The sequence below is a fragment of the Ottowia beijingensis genome (genome assembly GCF_042680925.1).
GTDB lineage: Bacteria > Pseudomonadota > Gammaproteobacteria > Burkholderiales > Burkholderiaceae_C > Ottowia > Ottowia beijingensis.
Map to the genome: position 1 here is coordinate 782224 of NZ_JBHUEP010000007.1, position 17179 is coordinate 799402.

Genomic DNA, 17179 nt, shown 5'->3' on the forward strand with positions numbered 1-17179 from the left:
GCCCTATCGCGGGCAAGCCCGCTCCCACAGAACTTTAAGATCCATAGCTGCCAGCGCCCGCCGCCAAAGCGCTGGCCGCTGATTTGACTGAGAACAGGCAAACCGCCATGAAACCCACCGACTTCCGTCACCACCACCGCCTGCGCGTGCGCTGGGCCGAGGTGGACATGCAAAAAATCGTCTTCAACCCGCACTACCTGGCCTATTTCGACTGCGCCATCAGCGACTACTGGCGCGCGCTGGCCATGCCTTATGCCGCGGCCATGCAGCGGCTGGGCGGCGACATCTTTCTGCGCAAGACGGCGGTGGAGTTCAACGCCTCGGCCGAGATGGACGACCGGCTCGACATCGGCTTGCGCTGCGACCGCATCGGCGCCTCGTCGATGACCTTCGTGGGCGGCATCTTCCGTGGCGATCGATTGCTGACGGCAGGCGAGCTGGTCTACGTGTTCGCCGACCCGGCCACGCAGACCTCGCGGCCGGTGCCGGCGCCGCTGCGCGCGCTGATCGAGGCCTACGAAGCCGGCCAGCCCGTGACCCATGTGCAGACCGGCGACTGGGCCGCGCTGGGCGACGCGGCGCGGGCTCTGCGCACGGCGGTGTTCATCGAGGAGCAGGGCATCGCCCGCGCGGACGAGTGGGACGAGGCCGATGCCACGGCCGTGCACGCCGTCGTCACCAACCTGCTGGGCATGCCCGTGGCCACCGGGCGCCTGCTGCAGCAAGCGCCGGGCGAGGGCCGCATCGGCCGCATGGCGGTGGACCGCGCGCTGCGCGGCAGCGGGGTGGGGCGGCAGCTGATCCAGGCGCTGCAGCAGGCCGCCTTCGAGCGCGGCGACCGCCGCATCGTGCTCAGCGCGCAGCGCAGTGCCGAAGGCTTCTACCAGCGGCTGGGTTATGTGCCCGAGGGCGCGCCGTACGACGAGGTGGGCATTGCACACATCGGCATGGCGCGGTCGTTTGAAAACCTTTGAACGCAGAAGATCGGCACATCTTCAAGGGCATGGCTTTCCCACCACACCGCTGGAGGGCGGAAACAAGCGATAGCCATTTGGCGCCATGTTGAAGTATCAATAACGTAGCTGCTTGCGCCCGTTATCTGGGCGCAAAAGCCTTTATCAACCATGCAAAAAATCTGGGAAGTCCCCCCCCTTGCGGGAACCTCCTCAGCATCGCGCCGCGCCCAAGGCCGGCGGGCCGGCGGGCCGGCGTCGCCGCGCGTCAGAACCCCGCGCCCGGCACGTCCACGCGCGTGGTCCAGATCTGCGCCTCGCGCGCGGCCGCGCGGTGGTGCTCCATGAAGTCGGGCGCCACGCACAGGAACAGCGTGCGCCCGTCCGGCCCGCCCAGCGTGCAGGCAAAGGTGCCCTGCGCGCCGGTCGACACCTCCTGCAGCACGCGCCCGCCCTCGGCCACGCGCAGGGCGCGGTTGCCGATGGCGTCGGCCACCCACACGGCGCCTTCGGCGTCCAGCGCGCCGCCATCGGCGGCCACCTTGCCGCCGGCGATGTAGTCGTCCAGCTTGTCGCTTTGCACCAGCGGGCCGAACACCGCCCAGTCGCGGCGCGGGCCCAGGCTGCCGTCGGCGGCGATGTCGAAGGCCGACAGGCGGTTGCCCAGCGTTTCGTTGACGATCAGCGTGCGGCCGTCGGGCGTGGGCAGGATGGCGTTGGGAAAGTAGAGGTCGCGCGCCGCCTCGTGCACGCTGCCGTCGGGGTCGACGCGCGCCAGGCTGGCCGTCTGCACCCCGCCGCCGCCCATCAGATCGAAGCCGAAGTTGCCCACCCAGGCGCGGCCCTGGGCATCCACGGCCATGTCGTTGCAGTGGCCGGTGGCGATGTTCGACAGGTCGGCGTGCGTCACCAGCTGGCCATCGGCCTCGCGCCGCAGCACGCGGCGGTCGCGCATGGAGACGATCAGCAGCCGCCCATCCGGCAGCCAGCCCAGGCCCGAGGGCTGGCCCGGCACGTCGGCGATTTTTTCGACGCGGCCCTGCAGATCGCAGGCGATGACCTGGTGCGTGTAGAAGTCCGACAGCCACAGCCGGCCGTCGTGCCAGCGCGGGCCCTCGAAGAAGCTGTAGCCGGAGAGCAGGGTGTCGAAAGCGGGCATGGCGGTGTCTCCTCGTGGTGGTGTTGTGCCGGGCATGATAGGCCGGTCACGGCGATACCGCCTTCCACCGGCGTCCTGGCGGGCCGGCGGGCCTGCACGCGACGCTCTTATTCCAATTCCAGATCAAAGCTGCCATATCTCGTCATTCCGGCGCAAAGCCTGCCCCGTACCGCGATACGGGGCCAGAATCCAGACGGCGTGTGCGGAGAAACATGGATCCCGGCCTTCGCCGGGATGACGGCGATTGACGCGTTGAATTGCAGATGGAATTACTTGCGCCCTGCCCAGGCACGGCGGCCCAGCCATGCCACCGCGCCAACCAGCAACCACCGGGCCAAGGGGTGGTTCACGGGCACGGCGGTCACGCCCTGGGGCGCCGCCCGGGTGCTGACGCTGGCCGTGCCTGTGGCCGGCGGCACGGCCACCAGGCCGTTGACCGGGTCGGCGGTTGCGGTGGCGGTGTTGCTGACCTGTCCGGCTGTGACGTCCGCGGCGTTGAGCGTGTAGGTGGCGGTGGCCGTGGCCTGCGCGCCCACGGGCAGGGTGCCGGGGTTGGCCGCATCGGGCCAGGTGATGGTGAGGGTCGAAAGGCCGGCCAGCGGGTCGGTCAGCACCACACCGCTCAGCGGCACGTTGCCGGCGTTGGTGGCGGTGAGGGTGTAGGTCACCACGTCGCCCGCATCGCCCTGCGTGCCGTTGCCATTGGTGTCGGCCACGGCGGCGGTCTTGGCCAGGGTGAGCTGCGGCGCCGGCGTGGGCAGCACGGGCTGGCTGGCCGTGGCCGTGGCGGGCGGCACGGCCACCTTGCCGTTGACCGGATCGGCGGTCACGCTGGCGGTGTTGCTGACCTGCCCGGCCGTCGCGTCCGTGACACTGAGCGTGTAGGTGGCGGTGGCGGTGGCCTGCGCGCCCACGGGCAGGGTGCCGGGATTGGCCGCATCGGGCCAGGTGATGGTGAGGGTCGAAAGGCCGGCCAGCGGGTCGGTGAGCACCACGCCGCTCAGCGGCACGTTGCCGGCGTTGGTGGCGGTGAGGGTATAGGTCACCACGTCGCCCGCGTCGCCTTGCGAGCCGTTGCCATTGGTGTCGGCCACGGCAGCGGTCTTGGCCAGGGTGAGCTGCGGCGCAGGCGTGGGCAGCACGGGCTGGGTGATGCTGTCGCTGCCCCGCGGCGTGACGCCGCCCACGGGGTTGGCCGTGGCGGTGACGGTGTTGCTCATCTGGCCCGATGCCGCGTCCGCGGGGGTCAAGGTGTAGGTGGCCGTGGCGGTGGCCTCGGTGTTGACGGGCAGGGTGCCGGGGTTGGCCGGGTCGGGCCAGGTGATGGCGAGGGCCGAGAGGCCGGCCAGCGGGTCGGTCAGGCTCACGCCGGTGAGGGCGACGTTGCCGTTGTTGCGCACCGTGAAGGCGTAGGTCACCAGGTCGCCGGCATCGCCGGTGACGCCGTTGTCGTTGGTGTCGGCCACGCCGGCGATGTCTTTGCCCACCACCAGGCTGGGCTGTGCGCTCAGGCTGTTGCTGAAGGTGCAGACGATGGGCGCGGCGCCGGCGCCCAGCGCGCCCACGGTGAGGGTGAAGCCGCTCAGGCCGACGTCGCCCGTGCATTGCAGGCCGGCGTGGTAGGTGGCCGTGGCGGGCGTGAAGGTTTCGGCCAACTCGATCACGTCGCCGGCGAAAACGGTGGTGGGCGTGGCGTCGGTGGTGGTCTGGCCGCCCGGCGCGTTGGCGGCGGCCGTGGCGGTGGAGCTGAGCGAGTCGATCTGCGTGCGCACGGCGGGCGTGCCGGCCACACGGGTGGCGGTCAGCGTCGCGGTGTTGCCCACGGTGGCGCCGGCCCAGTGCTTTTTCAGCGTGAGCGTGGTGGCGGGGCAGTCGAGATCGTCGACGGTGATCGATGCGTTGTCGAAATTGGTGGGGTTCGACATGTAGATGGCGTAGGTGATCTTGTCGCCAGGCACCACGGTGGCGGTGCCGGATACCTGCGTCCAGCGATTCCACGGCAATGCGGGGGGTGAACTCACGGACGCGAGCAACACGCCCTCTCCGTCCACGGGCTGCACCCGACTGCCGGCCACCTGAACGTTGCCGCGCAGCAGGCGTACCGTGCCGCTGCCGCCGGTGCCGGTGTCGCGGCTGGAGAAATAGCCGGAGAACCGGAGCGTGCGCGGTCGGGTGTCACCGCTGCCGCAGCTGGGCACGACGAGGGTCTGGTACAGCTCGTTGACGCCGTCGATGTCCAGGTAATGCCGGCGAGTGCCGTTGGGGTTGGCCACCTCGGCATCGAAGTTGACGTTGATGCCGTAGTTGCAGGTGCCGCCGCCGGTTCGACCCAGGGCCGGGTCCACCGTCGTGCCACCGTCGACGGCGATGACGTTGGTGCGGCCACCGCCCGCCAACTGCCAGGGCGTGACCGACGCCCCCAGGTTATTGGCGCAAAGGGAGGGCGGCGGATTGTTCTCGAAGCCGCCGTTGACGAGAAGGTTGGCCGAAGGGGTCTGGGCCAGCGCCGGGGTGACCAGCGCCGCCAGCAGGCAGGCCCCGAACCAGGCGCCGCGCAGTTGCGCCACGGCGCGGTTGCGGGCAATGTCCGGGACACATGCCGGGTGATAGTGCGATGCCAGAGGGGGTGAGATGCGCACGGTGCGTTCCTGTCGTGTTGGAGGGCGCCGGCTGCCCATGCCGCTTGCGGGCACGGCAGCCGGCTTGGTGGTTCGCCCTTGGCGCCTGAGCGTAACGCGCCACATGGGGCGCGCCTATCGCAACAGGCGGCGGTGTGATTTTTATCACGCCGGCGAGCGGCCGCGCTTGTGGGTGGCGACGCTTGGAAAGTGCGCCGTTGCAGCGCTTCCAGGTCGCGGGCCAGAGCCCTCTCGCGCCGGGGTTTTCAGCAAATGCTCAGATGTCTTCCGCGAGCGGGTACGGAATCGCCAGCCCCGTCAGCGCCGGGCCGATGGCGCTGCCGACGTGCAGTGCGGCGCCAGCCGCCACCTCGGCCACCTGCAGCACGGCGATCACCGCTGCAGCGTCGTCTGCCGCGGCGGCTTGCGCAATCTGGCCCACGGGCTGATCGGGGTCGGCCGCCGAGAACACCTCCTGCCCTGCCTGCGCCGCACCCGCCACGTGGCCGACGTAGGCACGCCGCTTGATGGCGCCGCGGAACTGGCTGCGCGCCACCACTTCCTGGCCGGGGTAGCAGCCTTTCTTGAAGTTCACGCCGCCCACGCTTTCGTAGTTCAGCATCTGCGGCACGAAGGCCTCGACCACCGGCGGCGTGATGCGCGCCACGCCGGCCAGCACCTCGGCCAGCAGCCAGTCGGCTTCGGTCAGGGGCGCCACGCCGGCGGGCAGGGCGCTGCCGGCGGGCGCCAACCACAGCGTGCGTGCCACGCCGCCTGCGGCGGGCAGGGCGATGCGGTGCGCTGGTTTTTCGGCATCGTTTTGGGCCTCAGCGCCCGCCCCATCGGCGCTGGCAGCTATCAAATCAGGAGTTTCGCCGAGTTGCCCCCAGACCGCGTAATCCCCGGTCGCGTCGCTCAGCTTGAGCCTGGCGCGCAGCACGAACATCGACAGGCGCTTGAGCGTGGCGGGCAGGGTGTCGGCGCTGGTCACCAGCAGCAGTTCGTCGGGCGCGGTCTTCAGCACCTGAAAGCTGGCCAGCATGCGGCCCTTGGCGCTGCAGAAGGCGGCCAGGCGCGCCTCGCCCTGCTTCATCAGCACCACGTCCTGCGTCAGTTGGCCCTGCAGGAAGGTGGCGGCGTCTTCGCCCCGGGCGCGGATGACGCCCAGGTGGGACAGGGGGGCGATGCCGTTCGATGCGGCGACGGCGGGAAAGGCAGATACGGACTCGGACATGGGCTGAATTATCATGGCCGGCTCGTTTTCAGGACGTTCATAGCCCCGTGCGAACCCTATTCAAATTGCTGGCATTGCTGCTGGCGCTGGCCCTGGCGGCCGGCGGCTGGGCCTGGTGGTGGACGCAGCAGCCGCTGCCGCTGGCGGCCGAGAAGGTCGAGATCAGCGTGCCGCAGGGCGCCTCGCTGCGCACCGCCGCCGCCAAGGCGGTGGAAGGCGGCGTGCGCACCAACGCCGATCTGCTGCACGCGTTCTTCCGCTTCGCGGTGGGCGAGCAGACCATCAAGCCCGGCGACTACGCCGTCACGCGCGGCATGACGCCGGGCGACCTGCTGGGCAAGCTGGTGCGCGGCGACCGCATCGTGCTGACGGTGACGCTGGTGGAAGGCTGGACGTTCAAGCAGTTCCGAGACGCGCTCTCCAAAGCCGAGCATCTGCGGCACGACACGCAAGGCATGGCGCCGGCCGAGATCATGAAGGCGCTGGGCAAGCCGGGCGTGGCACCCGAGGGGCGCTTCTTCCCCGACACCTTCCACTACTTCAAGAACGCCAGCGATGTGGACGTGCTGCGCCAGTCGCTGCAGTTGATGGACCGGCGCCTGCAGGCCGCCTGGGACGCGCGCGCGCCCGGCCTGCCGCTGAAGTCGCCCGACGAGGCGCTGATCCTGGCCAGCATCGTCGAGAAGGAAACCGGCCAGGCCGGCGACCGGCCCGAGATCGCCGGTGTGTTCATCAACCGCCTGCGCATCGGCATGCGGCTGCAGACCGACCCGACCGTGATCTACGGCCTGGGCGATGCGTTCGACGGCAACCTGCGCCGCAGCCACCTGACCGCCGACACGCCCTTCAACACCTACACCCGCGCCGGCCTGCCGCCTACGCCGATTGCCATGCCCGGCAAGGCCTCGCTGATGGCGGCGGTGCAGCCGGCGCAGACCAAGTCGCTGTACTTCGTGGCGCGCGGCGACGGCAGCAGCAAGTTCAGCGAATCGCTGCAGGACCACAACCGTGCGGTCAACAAGTACCAGCGCGGCGGCGGCGCGCCCGCCCCGGCTCCGGCCGCCAGCGGCAACTGATGGCGGCGATGGCGACGATGGCGCAGACGGGCCTGTTCATCAGCTTCGAGGGCATCGACGGTGCCGGCAAGTCGACCCACATCGACGCGCTGGCCGACGCCCTGCGCGCTACCGGCCGCACCGTGGTGCTGACGCGCGAGCCCGGCGGCACGCCGCTGGCCGAGCAGATCCGCGCGCTGGCGCTGCACCAGCCCATGGACGCGCTGACCGAGGCGCTGCTGATGTTCGCCGCCCGGCGCGACCACATCCGCCAGGTCATCGCCCCGGCGCTGACACGCGGCGACGCGGTGCTGTGCGACCGCTTCACCGACGCGACCTTTGCCTACCAGGGCGGCGGGCGCGGGCTCGACTGGCAGTCGCTATCAAAATTGGAGCTTCTGGTGCAGGATACACGGGAGCTGGAGGCCGATTTGACCCATAAACCGCTGCTGCAGCCCGATCTGACCATCTGGTTCGATCTGCCACCCGCCGTGGCCGCCGAGCGCCTGGTGGGCGCGCGTGTGCCCGACAAGTTCGAGGCGCAACCGGCCGCCTTCTTCGACGCCGTGCGCGCCGGCTACGCCCGCCGCGCCGGCGAGGCCCCCGCGCGCTTCGCCCGCATCGACGCCGATCAGCCGCGCGACGCCGTGTGGCGCGACGTGCAGGCGGCGGTGCAGGGCAGGGGATGGCTGTGAGCGCGCCGGCCCCCTGGATTGCGCGCCAGCTGGAAAGCCTGCTGGCCCAGCGCGGCCACGCCTGGCTGCTGCAGGGCCCGTCGGGTCTGGGCCAGTTCGAACTGGCTGAAGCCCTGGTGCGCGCCTGGCTGTGCGATGCCCCCACGCCCCAGGGCGCGTGCGGCAAGTGCGCCAGCTGCCACGGCATCGACGTGCACACGCACCCCGACCTGGTGGTGCTGATGCCCGAGACCGACATGATTGCGCGCGGCTGGCCGCTGCCCGAAAAGGCGCAATCCGACATTGACGACAAGAAGCGCAAGCCCAGCAAGGAGATCCGTGTCGATGCCATGCGCGACGCCATCGAATTCGCCCAGCGCACCAGCGGGCGCGGGCGCGGCAAGGCGGTGCTGGTGTACCCGGCCGAGCGCATGAACCAGGTCACCGCCAACGCCCTGCTCAAGACGCTGGAAGAGCCGCCGGGCGACGTGCGCTTCGTGCTGGCCACCGACGCGGCGCACCTGCTGCTGCCCACCATTCGCAGCCGCTGCCTGGGCCACACCCTGCTGTGGCCGGACGCGGACGAGGCGCTGCCGTGGCTGAGCGCGCAGGGCATCGCGGCCGGGGAGGGCGCCGCCCTGCTGCGCGCCGGCGGCGGGCGGCCGGCCGAAGCCCTGGCGCTGGCGCAGGGCAAGGACAGCGCGCGCCGCTGGGCACTGCTGCCACGGGCACTGGCGCAGGGCGAGGCCAGCGCGCTGGCCGATCTGCCACTGCCCGAAGCCGTGGCACGGCTGCAGAAGCTGTGCCACGACCTGCTGGCGTTGCAGGTGGGTGCCGCGCCGCGCTTCTTCGACCGCGCCGATCTGCCCGAGCGGCCGCTGCCCGTGGGCGCGCTCACCAAGTGGTGGCAGCAGCTGGCGCAGTCGACACGCACCGCCGAACATCCCTTAAACCCCGGTTTGGCGACAGAATTCCTGGTCAGCAGTGCACGGCAGGCCCTAAACTCGCGTCGCTGAACCCCTTTTTGCACCGTCATGTCCACCAGCCCGAGCCAGAACGCCGCCCTGTCCACGCCCCGACCCAGCGTCATCCAGCTGGCGATCAAGGAAAAGGCGGCGCTGTACGCAGCCTACATCCCGATGTTCGCGGAAGGGGGCATCTTCATTCCCTCGGCGCGCGATCACAAACTGGGCGACGACGTGTACGTGCTGATCACGCTGCCGGACGACCCGCAGCGCTACCCGGTGGCCGGCAAGGTGGCCTGGATCACCCCGGCGCGCGCGACCGGCAACCGCACGCAGGGCGTGGGCATCCGCTTTCCGAAAGACGAGAAGTCGGAGCAGCTCAAGGTCAAGATCGAGCAGATTCTCGGCTCCGCACTGAGCTCGGACCGACCGACGCAGACCATCTGACGCGGGGGCTGCGGCCGGCCGGACGCGGCTCGCGCCGACAGCGCGCCTGCATGGGCGGTGCTAGCATCGAAATCAGTCATTTTTCTGCCAGCGCGCCGACGGGTTCGGCCGCTTGGCCTTGTGCATGTTCACCGATTCCCACTGCCACCTGACATTCCCCGAACTGGCGGGCGACATGGCCGGACTGCGCGCCGCCATGGCCGCTGCGCAAGTCACGCGCGCCTTGTGCATCAGCACCACGATGGAGGAGTTTCCGTCGGTGCAGGCGCTGGCCGCGCGCTACGACAACTTCTGGGCCACGGCCGGCGTGCACCCCGACAGCGAGGACGTGCACGAGCCGAGCGTCGATGAACTGGTGGCCGCCACCCGCCTGCCGCGCGTGGTGGCGGTGGGCGAGACCGGCCTGGATTACTACCAGATGGAAGAGCGCAAGGGCGGCCGCAGCATTGCCGACCTGGCATGGCAGCGCGAGCGTTTCCGCACCCACATCCGCGCCGCACGGCAGGCCGGCGTGCCGCTGGTCATACACACGCGCGCGGCGTCCGAAGACACGCTCGGCATCCTGAAGGAAGAGGGCGAGGAGGGCGGCCCCGGCAGTGCCGGCGGCGTGTTTCATTGCTTCACCGAAACGCGCGAGGTGGCCCGCGCCGCGCTGGACCTGGGCTTCTACGTGTCGCTGTCGGGCATCGTCACCTTCAAGAACGCCCGCGAACTGCACGAGGTGGCCGCGCTGGTGCCCGATGATCGCCTGCTGATCGAAACCGACGCACCCTACCTGGCGCCGGTGCCTTACCGCGGCAAGGTCAACACGCCGGCCTACGTGCCGCACGTGGCTGCGCGCCTGGCCGAGCTGCGCGGCACCACGGTCGAACGCATCGGCGAGATCACCAGCGCCAATTTCACCCGCTTGTTTCCGAGGGTTTCATCATGATCCGCAACGTCCGCAAGAGCATCACTGCCGTCGCATTCGGCCTGTTCACCGTCGCCGCCCTGGCCGATTCCGGCGCCTTCTTCCGCGCCATCAAGCAGGACAACGACGTCGCCATGCGCAGCCTGCTGGCCAGCGGGGTCGACCCCAACACCAAGGACGAAAAGGGCGTGCCGGGCCTGTACATGGCGCTGCAGGAAGGCTCGCTGCGTGTGGCCAGGCTGCTGATCGATTCGCCGCGGCTGAAACCCGAAACCCGCAACGCCACGGACGAAAGCCCGCTGATGATGGCCGCGCTGAAGGGCCACCTCGATCTGGCGCGGCAGCTGATCGCCAGGGATGCCGACGTCAACAAACCCGGCTGGACACCGCTGCATTACGCCGCCACCGGCGGTCATCTGGACATCATGCGCCTGCTGCTCGAAGAGCACGCCTTCATCGACGCTCAATCGCCCAACGGCACCACGCCGCTGATGATGGCCGCGTCGTACGGCACGCCGGAAGCCGTCAAACTGCTCATCGAAGCCGGCGCCGACATCCACATGCGCAACCAGAAAGGCTTGAGCGCCCTCGACTTCGCCCGCCGCGCCGAGCGCCGCGATTCGGTGGAACTGATGGAAACGGCGCTGCGCTGGTCGCAGCAGAAGCAAGGGCCGCGCGGACAGTGGTGATTGCCGGACGGCGCGCAGACCACTAAGCACTAAGCTGATGCGCAGCAGCCGGAAGGCCGCGAACGGGATGGCGTGGCGACCAGCTTCCCGGTTACGTAAACACCGCTCGGTGACGTGAAGATGCTTCGCGCAGTCGGCCCGCGACCCGCCGAGTGATCGGTACATGGCGCGCAGCTTGCGGCTTCGCTCGACGCGGCTTTGCACCACGTGGCCGGGTGGCCGACGCGGTGGCTTCACTTCATACGATGTGCATTATGTTAATAATAAACGAGGTGAAGCAGGATCAATCTGGGTCTCTACCTAAATTGCTGCGCTCGCGTCATCGAACAGATACGGCCCCTGGCCTGCTGAATCGCCGGAGCTGACGTTGAACGCCACCACTGGCGCGCTGAAGTCGCTGAAAGACGCACCCAGTGCGATCTCGCCGGTCGAGTGCAGAACGCAGTCGTTGCGCCGCAGCTGGACTTCGGCGTCGGGGTTCTCGCTGAAACGCACCCAGGTGCCGAAGCTGCTCAGGTCGGTCAGCACGAAGGCACCGTTGATGAACTCCAGGCGCGCGTGGCTGCGCGACACCCGCTGGTCCTTCACGACAAAGCCGCTGTCCGGAATGCGCCCGATGAACACCGGCAGTTGTGCGGCCGTGAACACCCGGGTCGTGCCGAACCAGGCCAGTGCGATGCTGCCGCCACTGCCGGCACCCGCACGTTGCGCCTCGGGCAACATGCCGCGCACGGTCATCAAGTCTGTCGTGACATCCTCGCTCCACTCGATCTGGAAGATCGACCGGGGCTCGGTCAATCCGCGCACGTTGATCATGCCCAGCGAGCGGTAACGCGCCGCGTCCATCACCCCGGGTTCGAGGTGGCCGGATTTGACGGCCGCTTCGCGATCCTGGCGCAGTTCGGCGATGACGCCCTCGTCTGCCCAGATGCCGTTGGCACCCGCCATGTCGGACAGGCGTGCCGCCAGGTTCACCGGGTCGCCATACACGTCGTCGTCGCGCTGCACCACGTCGCCGGAGGCCATGCCGATCTTCAGGCGCATGCGCAGCGGCTCGGGCCATTTTTCCAGGCGTTCGGTGTGGCTTTGCTGCAGGAAGATGGCCGATTCGACAGCCTTGGCACTGCGCGAGAACTGCGCCAGCACGCCATCGCCCAGAAACTTCACGGTGCGCCCTTCATGGGCCTCGCACACACGGCCGATCCACTGTGTCACCTTGGAGATGACATCGGCCACCTGGGCGTTCCCGAGCGCTTCATACGCGGCAGTGCTGCCGGTGAGGTCGATGAAGACCATGGTGGCGCGAACGTTCATCTGGACTGGTTTCCGATGGGAGCGGTCATGTAAAGCCGTTGCATTGGCAGGAATTCCCTTGTCTCGCCGCGGGCAATTGGCCTCAAAAATGATAGCACCCGACAGCCCTTGGGGCCAAGCATGATGCTGCCCAGGGTGGCGAACGCGTTGTTTTTCACGGAATCCGTGGTTGGTCCGCCGCGTCAGGGTGGCGTCAGCACAAGCGCTTCGCTATGATCGTAACCGTTGGTTATTAACGAAACTTCATGGTAACAACACCGATGAGATGGTTCAAGCACGGGTGGGTGTCTGCCCTGTATGGCCGCTTGTCCAGGCCGCAGGAGCCTGATGCGGAGCGCCTGGCGCACCGGATGGAAGATATCCGCATGGCCATGCTGGACATGCTGGGCGATCCCGGCGCGCAGCAATACCCGCAGGTCGCCCGCCGCATTCGTGCCGGTGGCGATGCCCTGGCGCTGTGGTACGCCCGCGCCGACTTGATGGCCGCCCTCGCCGGCCTGCATGGCGAGCAGGTGGCGCGCACGCGCATGGTCAGCCTGTCGGCCATGTTCGAGGGCATGTTGCCCAGGGGCATGGTGTCGCGCCCCACCACGATCCGGGCCTGATCGGCTGCGGCCGGCCGCGGCAGGCTGCGCTGCGGTTCAGTGCTGGTGCCCCCACAGCACCAGCGCTTCCCTGCCCTCCACCAGCACGTCCACCGGCAGTCCCACGGGCAGCAGCACCTTGGTGGGCACATGGCCGAAGGGCAGGCCCGTGAGCACGGGCACCTTCAGCCGGCTGCGCAGTTCCGCGACGACCTTGGCCAGCGAATAGCCCTTGTCATGGACGCTCAGGCTGTATTCGGTGAACTGGCCGAGCACGATCAGCTTCTGCCGCGCCAGCACGCCGGCGTGCAGCAATTGCAGCAGCATGCGTTCGATGCGGTAGGGGTGCTCACCCACGTCTTCCAGAAACAGCACGCCGCCCTTCACCTCGGGCCACCACGGCGTGCCCAGCAGCGACAGCACCATCGCCAGGTTACCGCCCCACAGCGGCGCCTGGCGCGCCACCAGGCCGTCCTTGCCGTTCAGCGCGGCGATGTCCGCGGCGGGCAGGCGCCAGCCCGTGCCTTCGCTGCTGCCGCTGACCATGTCGTCGAAGCAGGCCAGCATGATCTCGTCGGGGCCGCCCTGCCCGTTCGCACTGCCCAGCCCGCCATGGCCTTCGGCCGCGTCGCCGGCATCGGTGGCGCCGAAGCCCTCGCACACCGCCGGGCCGGCCCAGGTGACGGCGCCGGCCTTCTTCATCAGCGCCAGCTGCACCACCGTAAAGTCGCTGAAGCCGACAAAGCGCGTGCCGCGCTCGATGGCGCGGGCCATGGCCTTGTACGGAATCTGCTCCAGGATGCGCGTCAGCCCATAGCCGCCGCGCGAGATGAGCGCCACATCGGCCCCGCTGGCCGCGGCCCGCCCGATGGCGGCCAGGCGCGTGTCGTCGTCGCCGGCAAAGCGCTGCCAGCTGGCCAGTGCCGAGGGATCGACCTCGACCTCATGCCCCAGCGCCTTGAGCCGCGCCACACCGCGCTTGAAAGCCGCGCGGTCGCGCACAGCGCCGGAAGGGGAATACACGTAGACATGGGCCATGGCACGGCTTCTTTCAAATCAAATTGGCCTTTTGCGCAGACCAGTCCTGCGCAGGCAGCTATCAAAATTATAGATCGTCGCCCGGCTGACGCGGCGGTGAGGCGAAGTGCCGCAGCGCCCGCTCGGCAATCTGGCGACCATGCTCGGGCACGAAATGGCCCGCCTCGGGCAGCAGCCACGGTTCGGAGCAACCACGGATGTCGGCGTGCAGCGCGCGCATCACCGGTTCGCCCAGCACCGGGTCTTGCGTGCCGATCACCATCAGGCTGCGGCCCTGCCAGTCGTGCTGCCAGAAGTCGCGCGCGGCGCGCGAGAGGGCCGCGCCGTCGTCATCCGGCCGCTCGGGCACCAGGGCCGGAAACGCGCGCGTCGCGGCGCGGTGCCCGGCATCCGGGAACGGCGCGCCGTAGGCCGCGCTTTCGGCCGCGCTCAACTGCGGGTTGCCGCGCGCCAGCAGGCGGCCGATGTCGAACGCCGGGTTCCTGGCGCACCAGTCGCGCCAGGCCAGAAAGCCCGCCGACAGCGGCGCCTCACCCGTCGCCAGCGTGGTGTTCATCACCAGCAGGCCGGCGTAGCGCCGGGGCGCTGCCATGGGCAGCGTCAGGCCCAGCAGGCCGCCCCAGTCCTGCACCACCAGCACCACGTTGTGCAGGTCCAGCCGCTCGACGAGTTCGAGCAGCACCTGACGGTGCCAGCTGAACGTGTGCGCGTCTTCCTTCTTCGGCTTGTCGCTCTTGCCGAAGCCGATCAGATCGGGCGCTACCACGCGGTGGCCGGCAGCGGTGAAGACGGGGATCATGTGCCGCCACAGGTAGCTCCACGCCGGGTTGCCGTGCAGGCACAGCCAAGTGCGCGGGGCGTCGGGCGGGCCTTCGTCCAGGTAATGCAGGCGCAGGCCGGCCAGCGCCGGCAGATCGCAGACGTAGTGCGGCACCCACGGGTAGCCGGGCAAGTTGTTGAACGCCGAGTCGGGCGGGCGCAGCGCGTCGTCGCGCAAGGGGCTGGCGTTCACGCGGCGCGGCTTGAAGAAATCGCGCAGCAGCGCCGCGCATTCATCGGCCAGCACGCCGCCCTGCACCTGCGTATGGTGGTTCAGGCGCGGTTCGGCAAACAGGTTCAGCACCGAGCCGGCGGCGCCGGTCTTGGGGTCGGCCGCGCCGTACACCACGCGCCCCACCCGCGCGTGCAGCATGGCGCCGGCGCACATGGCGCAGGGCTCCAGCGTCACGTACAAGGTGCAGCCGTCGAGCCGGTAGTTGCCCAGCGCGGCCGCGGCGGCGCGCAGCGCCACGATCTCGGCGTGCGCGCTCGGGTCGTGCGTGCCGATGGGGGCATTGCGGCCGGTGGCGATCATGCGCCCGTCCCTCACCACCACGGCGCCCACCGGCACCTCGCCCGCGGCGGCGGCGGCCCGGGCTTCGGCCAGCGCCAGACGCATGGCGTCGGCATCGTTGGTCAGCACGGCTTCGGGCATGGTGGTTGCTTCAATATCAATAGCTGCCGGCGCTTGATGGGCGGACGCTGGAGGCCTATTTGGCTTGAAATCGCGCGCGCACGTCGTCACCGGGCATCGTCAGGCACGTCGCGCGGCTGCGCCTTCATGGCGGCGTCCAGCGCCTCCTTGTACTGCTGCTGAATCTGCCGGCTCTGGTCGCGCACGGTGGCGGGCGGCGCATCGGCACCGGTCGATGCGGCGGGCGGCGGCGGCGCCGGCACGCTGGCGCGCGTGGCGCCCAGTTGCTGCTTCGCCAGCAAGCCCACGATGACCAGCGCGGCCACCAGGCCCAGCAAACCGAAGATGCGCATGGCTCAGTTCCCTCCTTGGTTGATGCGGTCCGTCATGCCCAGTGTCTCCATCCAGCCTGCCAGCGCGCGCTCGTTCGGCATGCCCTGGGCACAGGCGCTGTGCAGCGCCGCGTGCGACTCTTTCCGGTGCTGGTTCAGCTTGAGCTTGCACTGCCAGCTGGTCACTGTCAGCTCGAACGCGACGATGCCCTGCAGCAGCTTGCCCGCCAGTTCTTCGTCCAGCGCGCGCCATTGCGCGGCATAGGCCGGCTCGTGGTCGCCGATCAGGCATTTGAGCAGGCGCTCCTTGCCCGCCGCATCGTTGTGCGGCAGCAGGGTGGCCTGCACAGTGCAGTGCACGGCGACGTAGTTCCACGTCGGCACGCGCGCCAGATCGGGGTACACCTGCGGCGACATGTAGGCGTGCGGCCCCAGAAAGCTGACCACCGCGCGCGGCCGCGCCTGCAGATGGCGCCACTGCGGGTTGGGCCGGGCCACGTGCCCGAGCAGCGTGAAGCCCGCCGCGTCTTCCCCATCGGGCGATGCCTGGGGCTGCAGGTGCAGCGGCAGGTGCGTGACGAAGGGCAGGCCCTCGTCGTCGGTGGTGATCAGGCTGGCGAACGGGTGCTCGCGCATCACGCGGGCGGCAAGGCGCGCGTCGCGGCTGGCAAAGTAAGGGGGCAGGTACATGGCGTGTGTGCGGCATCGGGCCGCAGGCACGATTCTGGCGCAAGGCAAGCGGCGCCGGCGCGGCAGCGTTCGATGCTATGCTCCTGATAGCTGCCGGTGTCGATGGCATAAAGGCTGCATACGGAATTTCTTTCAGGGTGACCAATCGCCTAATGCAAGGTTGAGCGCGTGAGCCGCTCTCCTGTGCGGCCAGCCCCAGCGCATCAACCCGATGGATTCTTCAATGACGCCACCGCCCCAGCCCGAGCAGAACGCCCTGTTCGACGAGCCGCTGGCGCCGGCTGATGCACCCGCCGCCGAGCCCACAGCGCCCCGGCCCGCCCGCCGCCCGCGCGCTGGCGTTGAGGCCACCGCCGTGGGCGACGCCACCCGCACACTCGCCGCCGCCCTGCCCCACGGGCTGCACCTGGGCACCTCGTCGTGGCACTTTCCCGGCTGGGCCGGGCTGGTGTGGGGCGGCGACTACGCCGAGGCGACGCTGTCGAAGCACGGCCTGGTCGCCTACGCCCGGCACCCGCTGCTGCGCAGCGTCAGCCTCGACCGCGCGTTCTACCGCCCCCTCACCGCCACCCAGTACGCGGGCTATGCCGCCCAGGTGCCGGCGCACTTCCGCTTCGTCGTCAAGGCGCCTGCGCTGGTGTGCGACGCGCAGGTGCGCGCCGAAGACGGCCGCGGCCGTGCGCCCAACCCGGCCTTCCTGAGCACGGAGCTGGCCATCCGCCAGTTCGTGCAGCCCGCGCTGGAAGGGCTGGGCGACAAGATCGGCGCGCTGGTGTTCCAGATCAGCCCCTTGCCACGCCACATGCTGGCGCGCCTGCCCGAGCTGATCGACCGCATCGGCGCCCTGCTGTCTGCCCTGCCCCGCCTGCAACCCGCTGCCCCCGGCGGCGTGATCGCGCTGGAAGTGCGGGATGCGGCCTTTCTGGCGCCTGAGCATGCCCCGCACCTGGCCCGCACCCTGCGCGCCGCGCGCGCCGCCAGCGGCAACCGTGTCACCTAGGGGTCTCCTCGTTTTCAGTGCAATAAGTGACGGTACGAAAAGCTAGCACTGGCGCGGAGGTGGT

Annotated in this window: 17 protein-coding genes; 9 read left to right on the top strand and 8 right to left on the bottom strand. The window is 69.6% G+C overall.

Annotated features, from left to right (window positions below):
* The first annotated feature begins 107 nt into the window (after positions 1–107).
* Positions 108–974, top strand: a complete 867-nt coding sequence (locus ACFSCU_RS13020; protein WP_377560906.1) for a YbgC/FadM family acyl-CoA thioesterase — start codon at positions 108–110, stop codon at positions 972–974.
* A gap of 247 nt (positions 975–1221) precedes the next feature.
* Here ACFSCU_RS13020 and ACFSCU_RS13025 read toward each other — a convergent pair whose 3' ends face one another.
* From ACFSCU_RS13025 to ygfZ, 3 genes are all read right to left on the bottom strand, one after another.
* The gene (locus ACFSCU_RS13025) at positions 1222–2112 is read right to left on the bottom strand and encodes an SMP-30/gluconolactonase/LRE family protein (protein ID WP_180551512.1); all 891 of its coding nucleotides are present in this window, start codon (positions 2110–2112) and stop codon (positions 1222–1224) included.
* 269 nt (positions 2113–2381) lie between these two features.
* A complete protein-coding gene (locus tag ACFSCU_RS13030; protein WP_377560907.1) occupies positions 2382–4751 on the bottom strand; it encodes a DUF7507 domain-containing protein in 2370 nt (789 codons plus the stop codon).
* A 256-nt stretch (positions 4752–5007) separates the two neighbouring features.
* Positions 5008–5964, bottom strand: a complete 957-nt coding sequence (ygfZ, locus tag ACFSCU_RS13035) for a CAF17-like 4Fe-4S cluster assembly/insertion protein YgfZ (protein ID WP_377560908.1) — start codon at positions 5962–5964, stop codon at positions 5008–5010.
* A gap of 47 nt (positions 5965–6011) precedes the next feature.
* Between ygfZ and mltG the strand changes: the two genes are divergently transcribed.
* From mltG to ACFSCU_RS13065, 6 genes are all read left to right on the top strand, one after another.
* Positions 6012–7040 (top strand): endolytic transglycosylase MltG, encoded by a 1029-nt coding sequence (gene mltG / locus ACFSCU_RS13040; RefSeq protein WP_308645894.1) that lies wholly within the window; start codon positions 6012–6014, stop codon positions 7038–7040.
* 8 nt (positions 7041–7048) lie between these two features.
* A complete protein-coding gene (gene tmk / locus ACFSCU_RS13045) occupies positions 7049–7714 on the top strand; it encodes a dTMP kinase (RefSeq protein WP_377560909.1) in 666 nt (221 codons plus the stop codon).
* Positions 7705–8709, top strand: coding sequence for a DNA polymerase III subunit delta' (locus tag ACFSCU_RS13050; RefSeq protein WP_377560910.1), 1005 nt, complete (start codon positions 7705–7707; stop codon positions 8707–8709). Before tmk ends, ACFSCU_RS13050 begins: the two co-directional genes overlap by 10 nt.
* Positions 8710–8727: 18 nt before the next feature.
* Complete coding sequence (locus ACFSCU_RS13055; RefSeq protein ID WP_180551516.1) at positions 8728–9105, top strand: PilZ domain-containing protein; 378 nt, start codon at positions 8728–8730, stop codon at positions 9103–9105.
* Between the two features lie 124 nt (positions 9106–9229).
* The gene (locus tag ACFSCU_RS13060) at positions 9230–10036 is read left to right on the top strand and encodes a TatD family hydrolase (protein WP_180551517.1); all 807 of its coding nucleotides are present in this window, start codon (positions 9230–9232) and stop codon (positions 10034–10036) included.
* Positions 10033–10704 (top strand): ankyrin repeat domain-containing protein, encoded by a 672-nt coding sequence (locus ACFSCU_RS13065; protein WP_180551518.1) that lies wholly within the window; start codon positions 10033–10035, stop codon positions 10702–10704. The genes ACFSCU_RS13060 and ACFSCU_RS13065 overlap by 4 nt, the downstream gene beginning before the upstream one ends.
* 300 nt (positions 10705–11004) lie before the next feature.
* Here ACFSCU_RS13065 and ACFSCU_RS13070 read toward each other — a convergent pair whose 3' ends face one another.
* Entirely contained in the window at positions 11005–12018 is a 1014-nt protein-coding gene (locus ACFSCU_RS13070) for an FHA domain-containing protein (protein ID WP_180551519.1), read from the bottom strand.
* A gap of 350 nt (positions 12019–12368) precedes the next feature.
* On the opposite strand from ACFSCU_RS13070, the gene ACFSCU_RS13075 reads away from it, so the two are divergent.
* The gene (locus ACFSCU_RS13075; protein WP_180551520.1) at positions 12369–12623 is read left to right on the top strand and encodes a hypothetical protein; all 255 of its coding nucleotides are present in this window, start codon (positions 12369–12371) and stop codon (positions 12621–12623) included.
* A 36-nt stretch (positions 12624–12659) separates the two neighbouring features.
* On the opposite strand, the gene ACFSCU_RS13080 is transcribed toward ACFSCU_RS13075, so the two are convergent.
* From ACFSCU_RS13080 to ACFSCU_RS13095, 4 genes are all read right to left on the bottom strand, one after another.
* Positions 12660–13640: an LD-carboxypeptidase gene (locus ACFSCU_RS13080; RefSeq protein ID WP_180551521.1), complete on the bottom strand. Its 981-nt coding sequence runs from the start codon at positions 13638–13640 to the stop codon at positions 12660–12662.
* 67 nt (positions 13641–13707) lie between these two features.
* Positions 13708–15114 (bottom strand): tRNA adenosine(34) deaminase TadA, encoded by a 1407-nt coding sequence (gene tadA, locus ACFSCU_RS13085; protein ID WP_180551522.1) that lies wholly within the window; start codon positions 15112–15114, stop codon positions 13708–13710.
* Between the two features lie 86 nt (positions 15115–15200).
* Positions 15201–15446, bottom strand: a complete 246-nt coding sequence (locus ACFSCU_RS13090) for a hypothetical protein (RefSeq protein WP_180551523.1) — start codon at positions 15444–15446, stop codon at positions 15201–15203.
* 3 nt (positions 15447–15449) lie between these two features.
* Complete coding sequence (locus ACFSCU_RS13095; RefSeq protein WP_180551524.1) at positions 15450–16115, bottom strand: FMN-binding negative transcriptional regulator; 666 nt, start codon at positions 16113–16115, stop codon at positions 15450–15452.
* 223 nt (positions 16116–16338) lie between these two features.
* Between ACFSCU_RS13095 and ACFSCU_RS13100 the strand changes: the two genes are divergently transcribed.
* Positions 16339–17115, top strand: a complete 777-nt coding sequence (locus tag ACFSCU_RS13100; protein ID WP_377560911.1) for a DUF72 domain-containing protein — start codon at positions 16339–16341, stop codon at positions 17113–17115.
* Positions 17116–17179 lie beyond the last annotated feature (64 nt).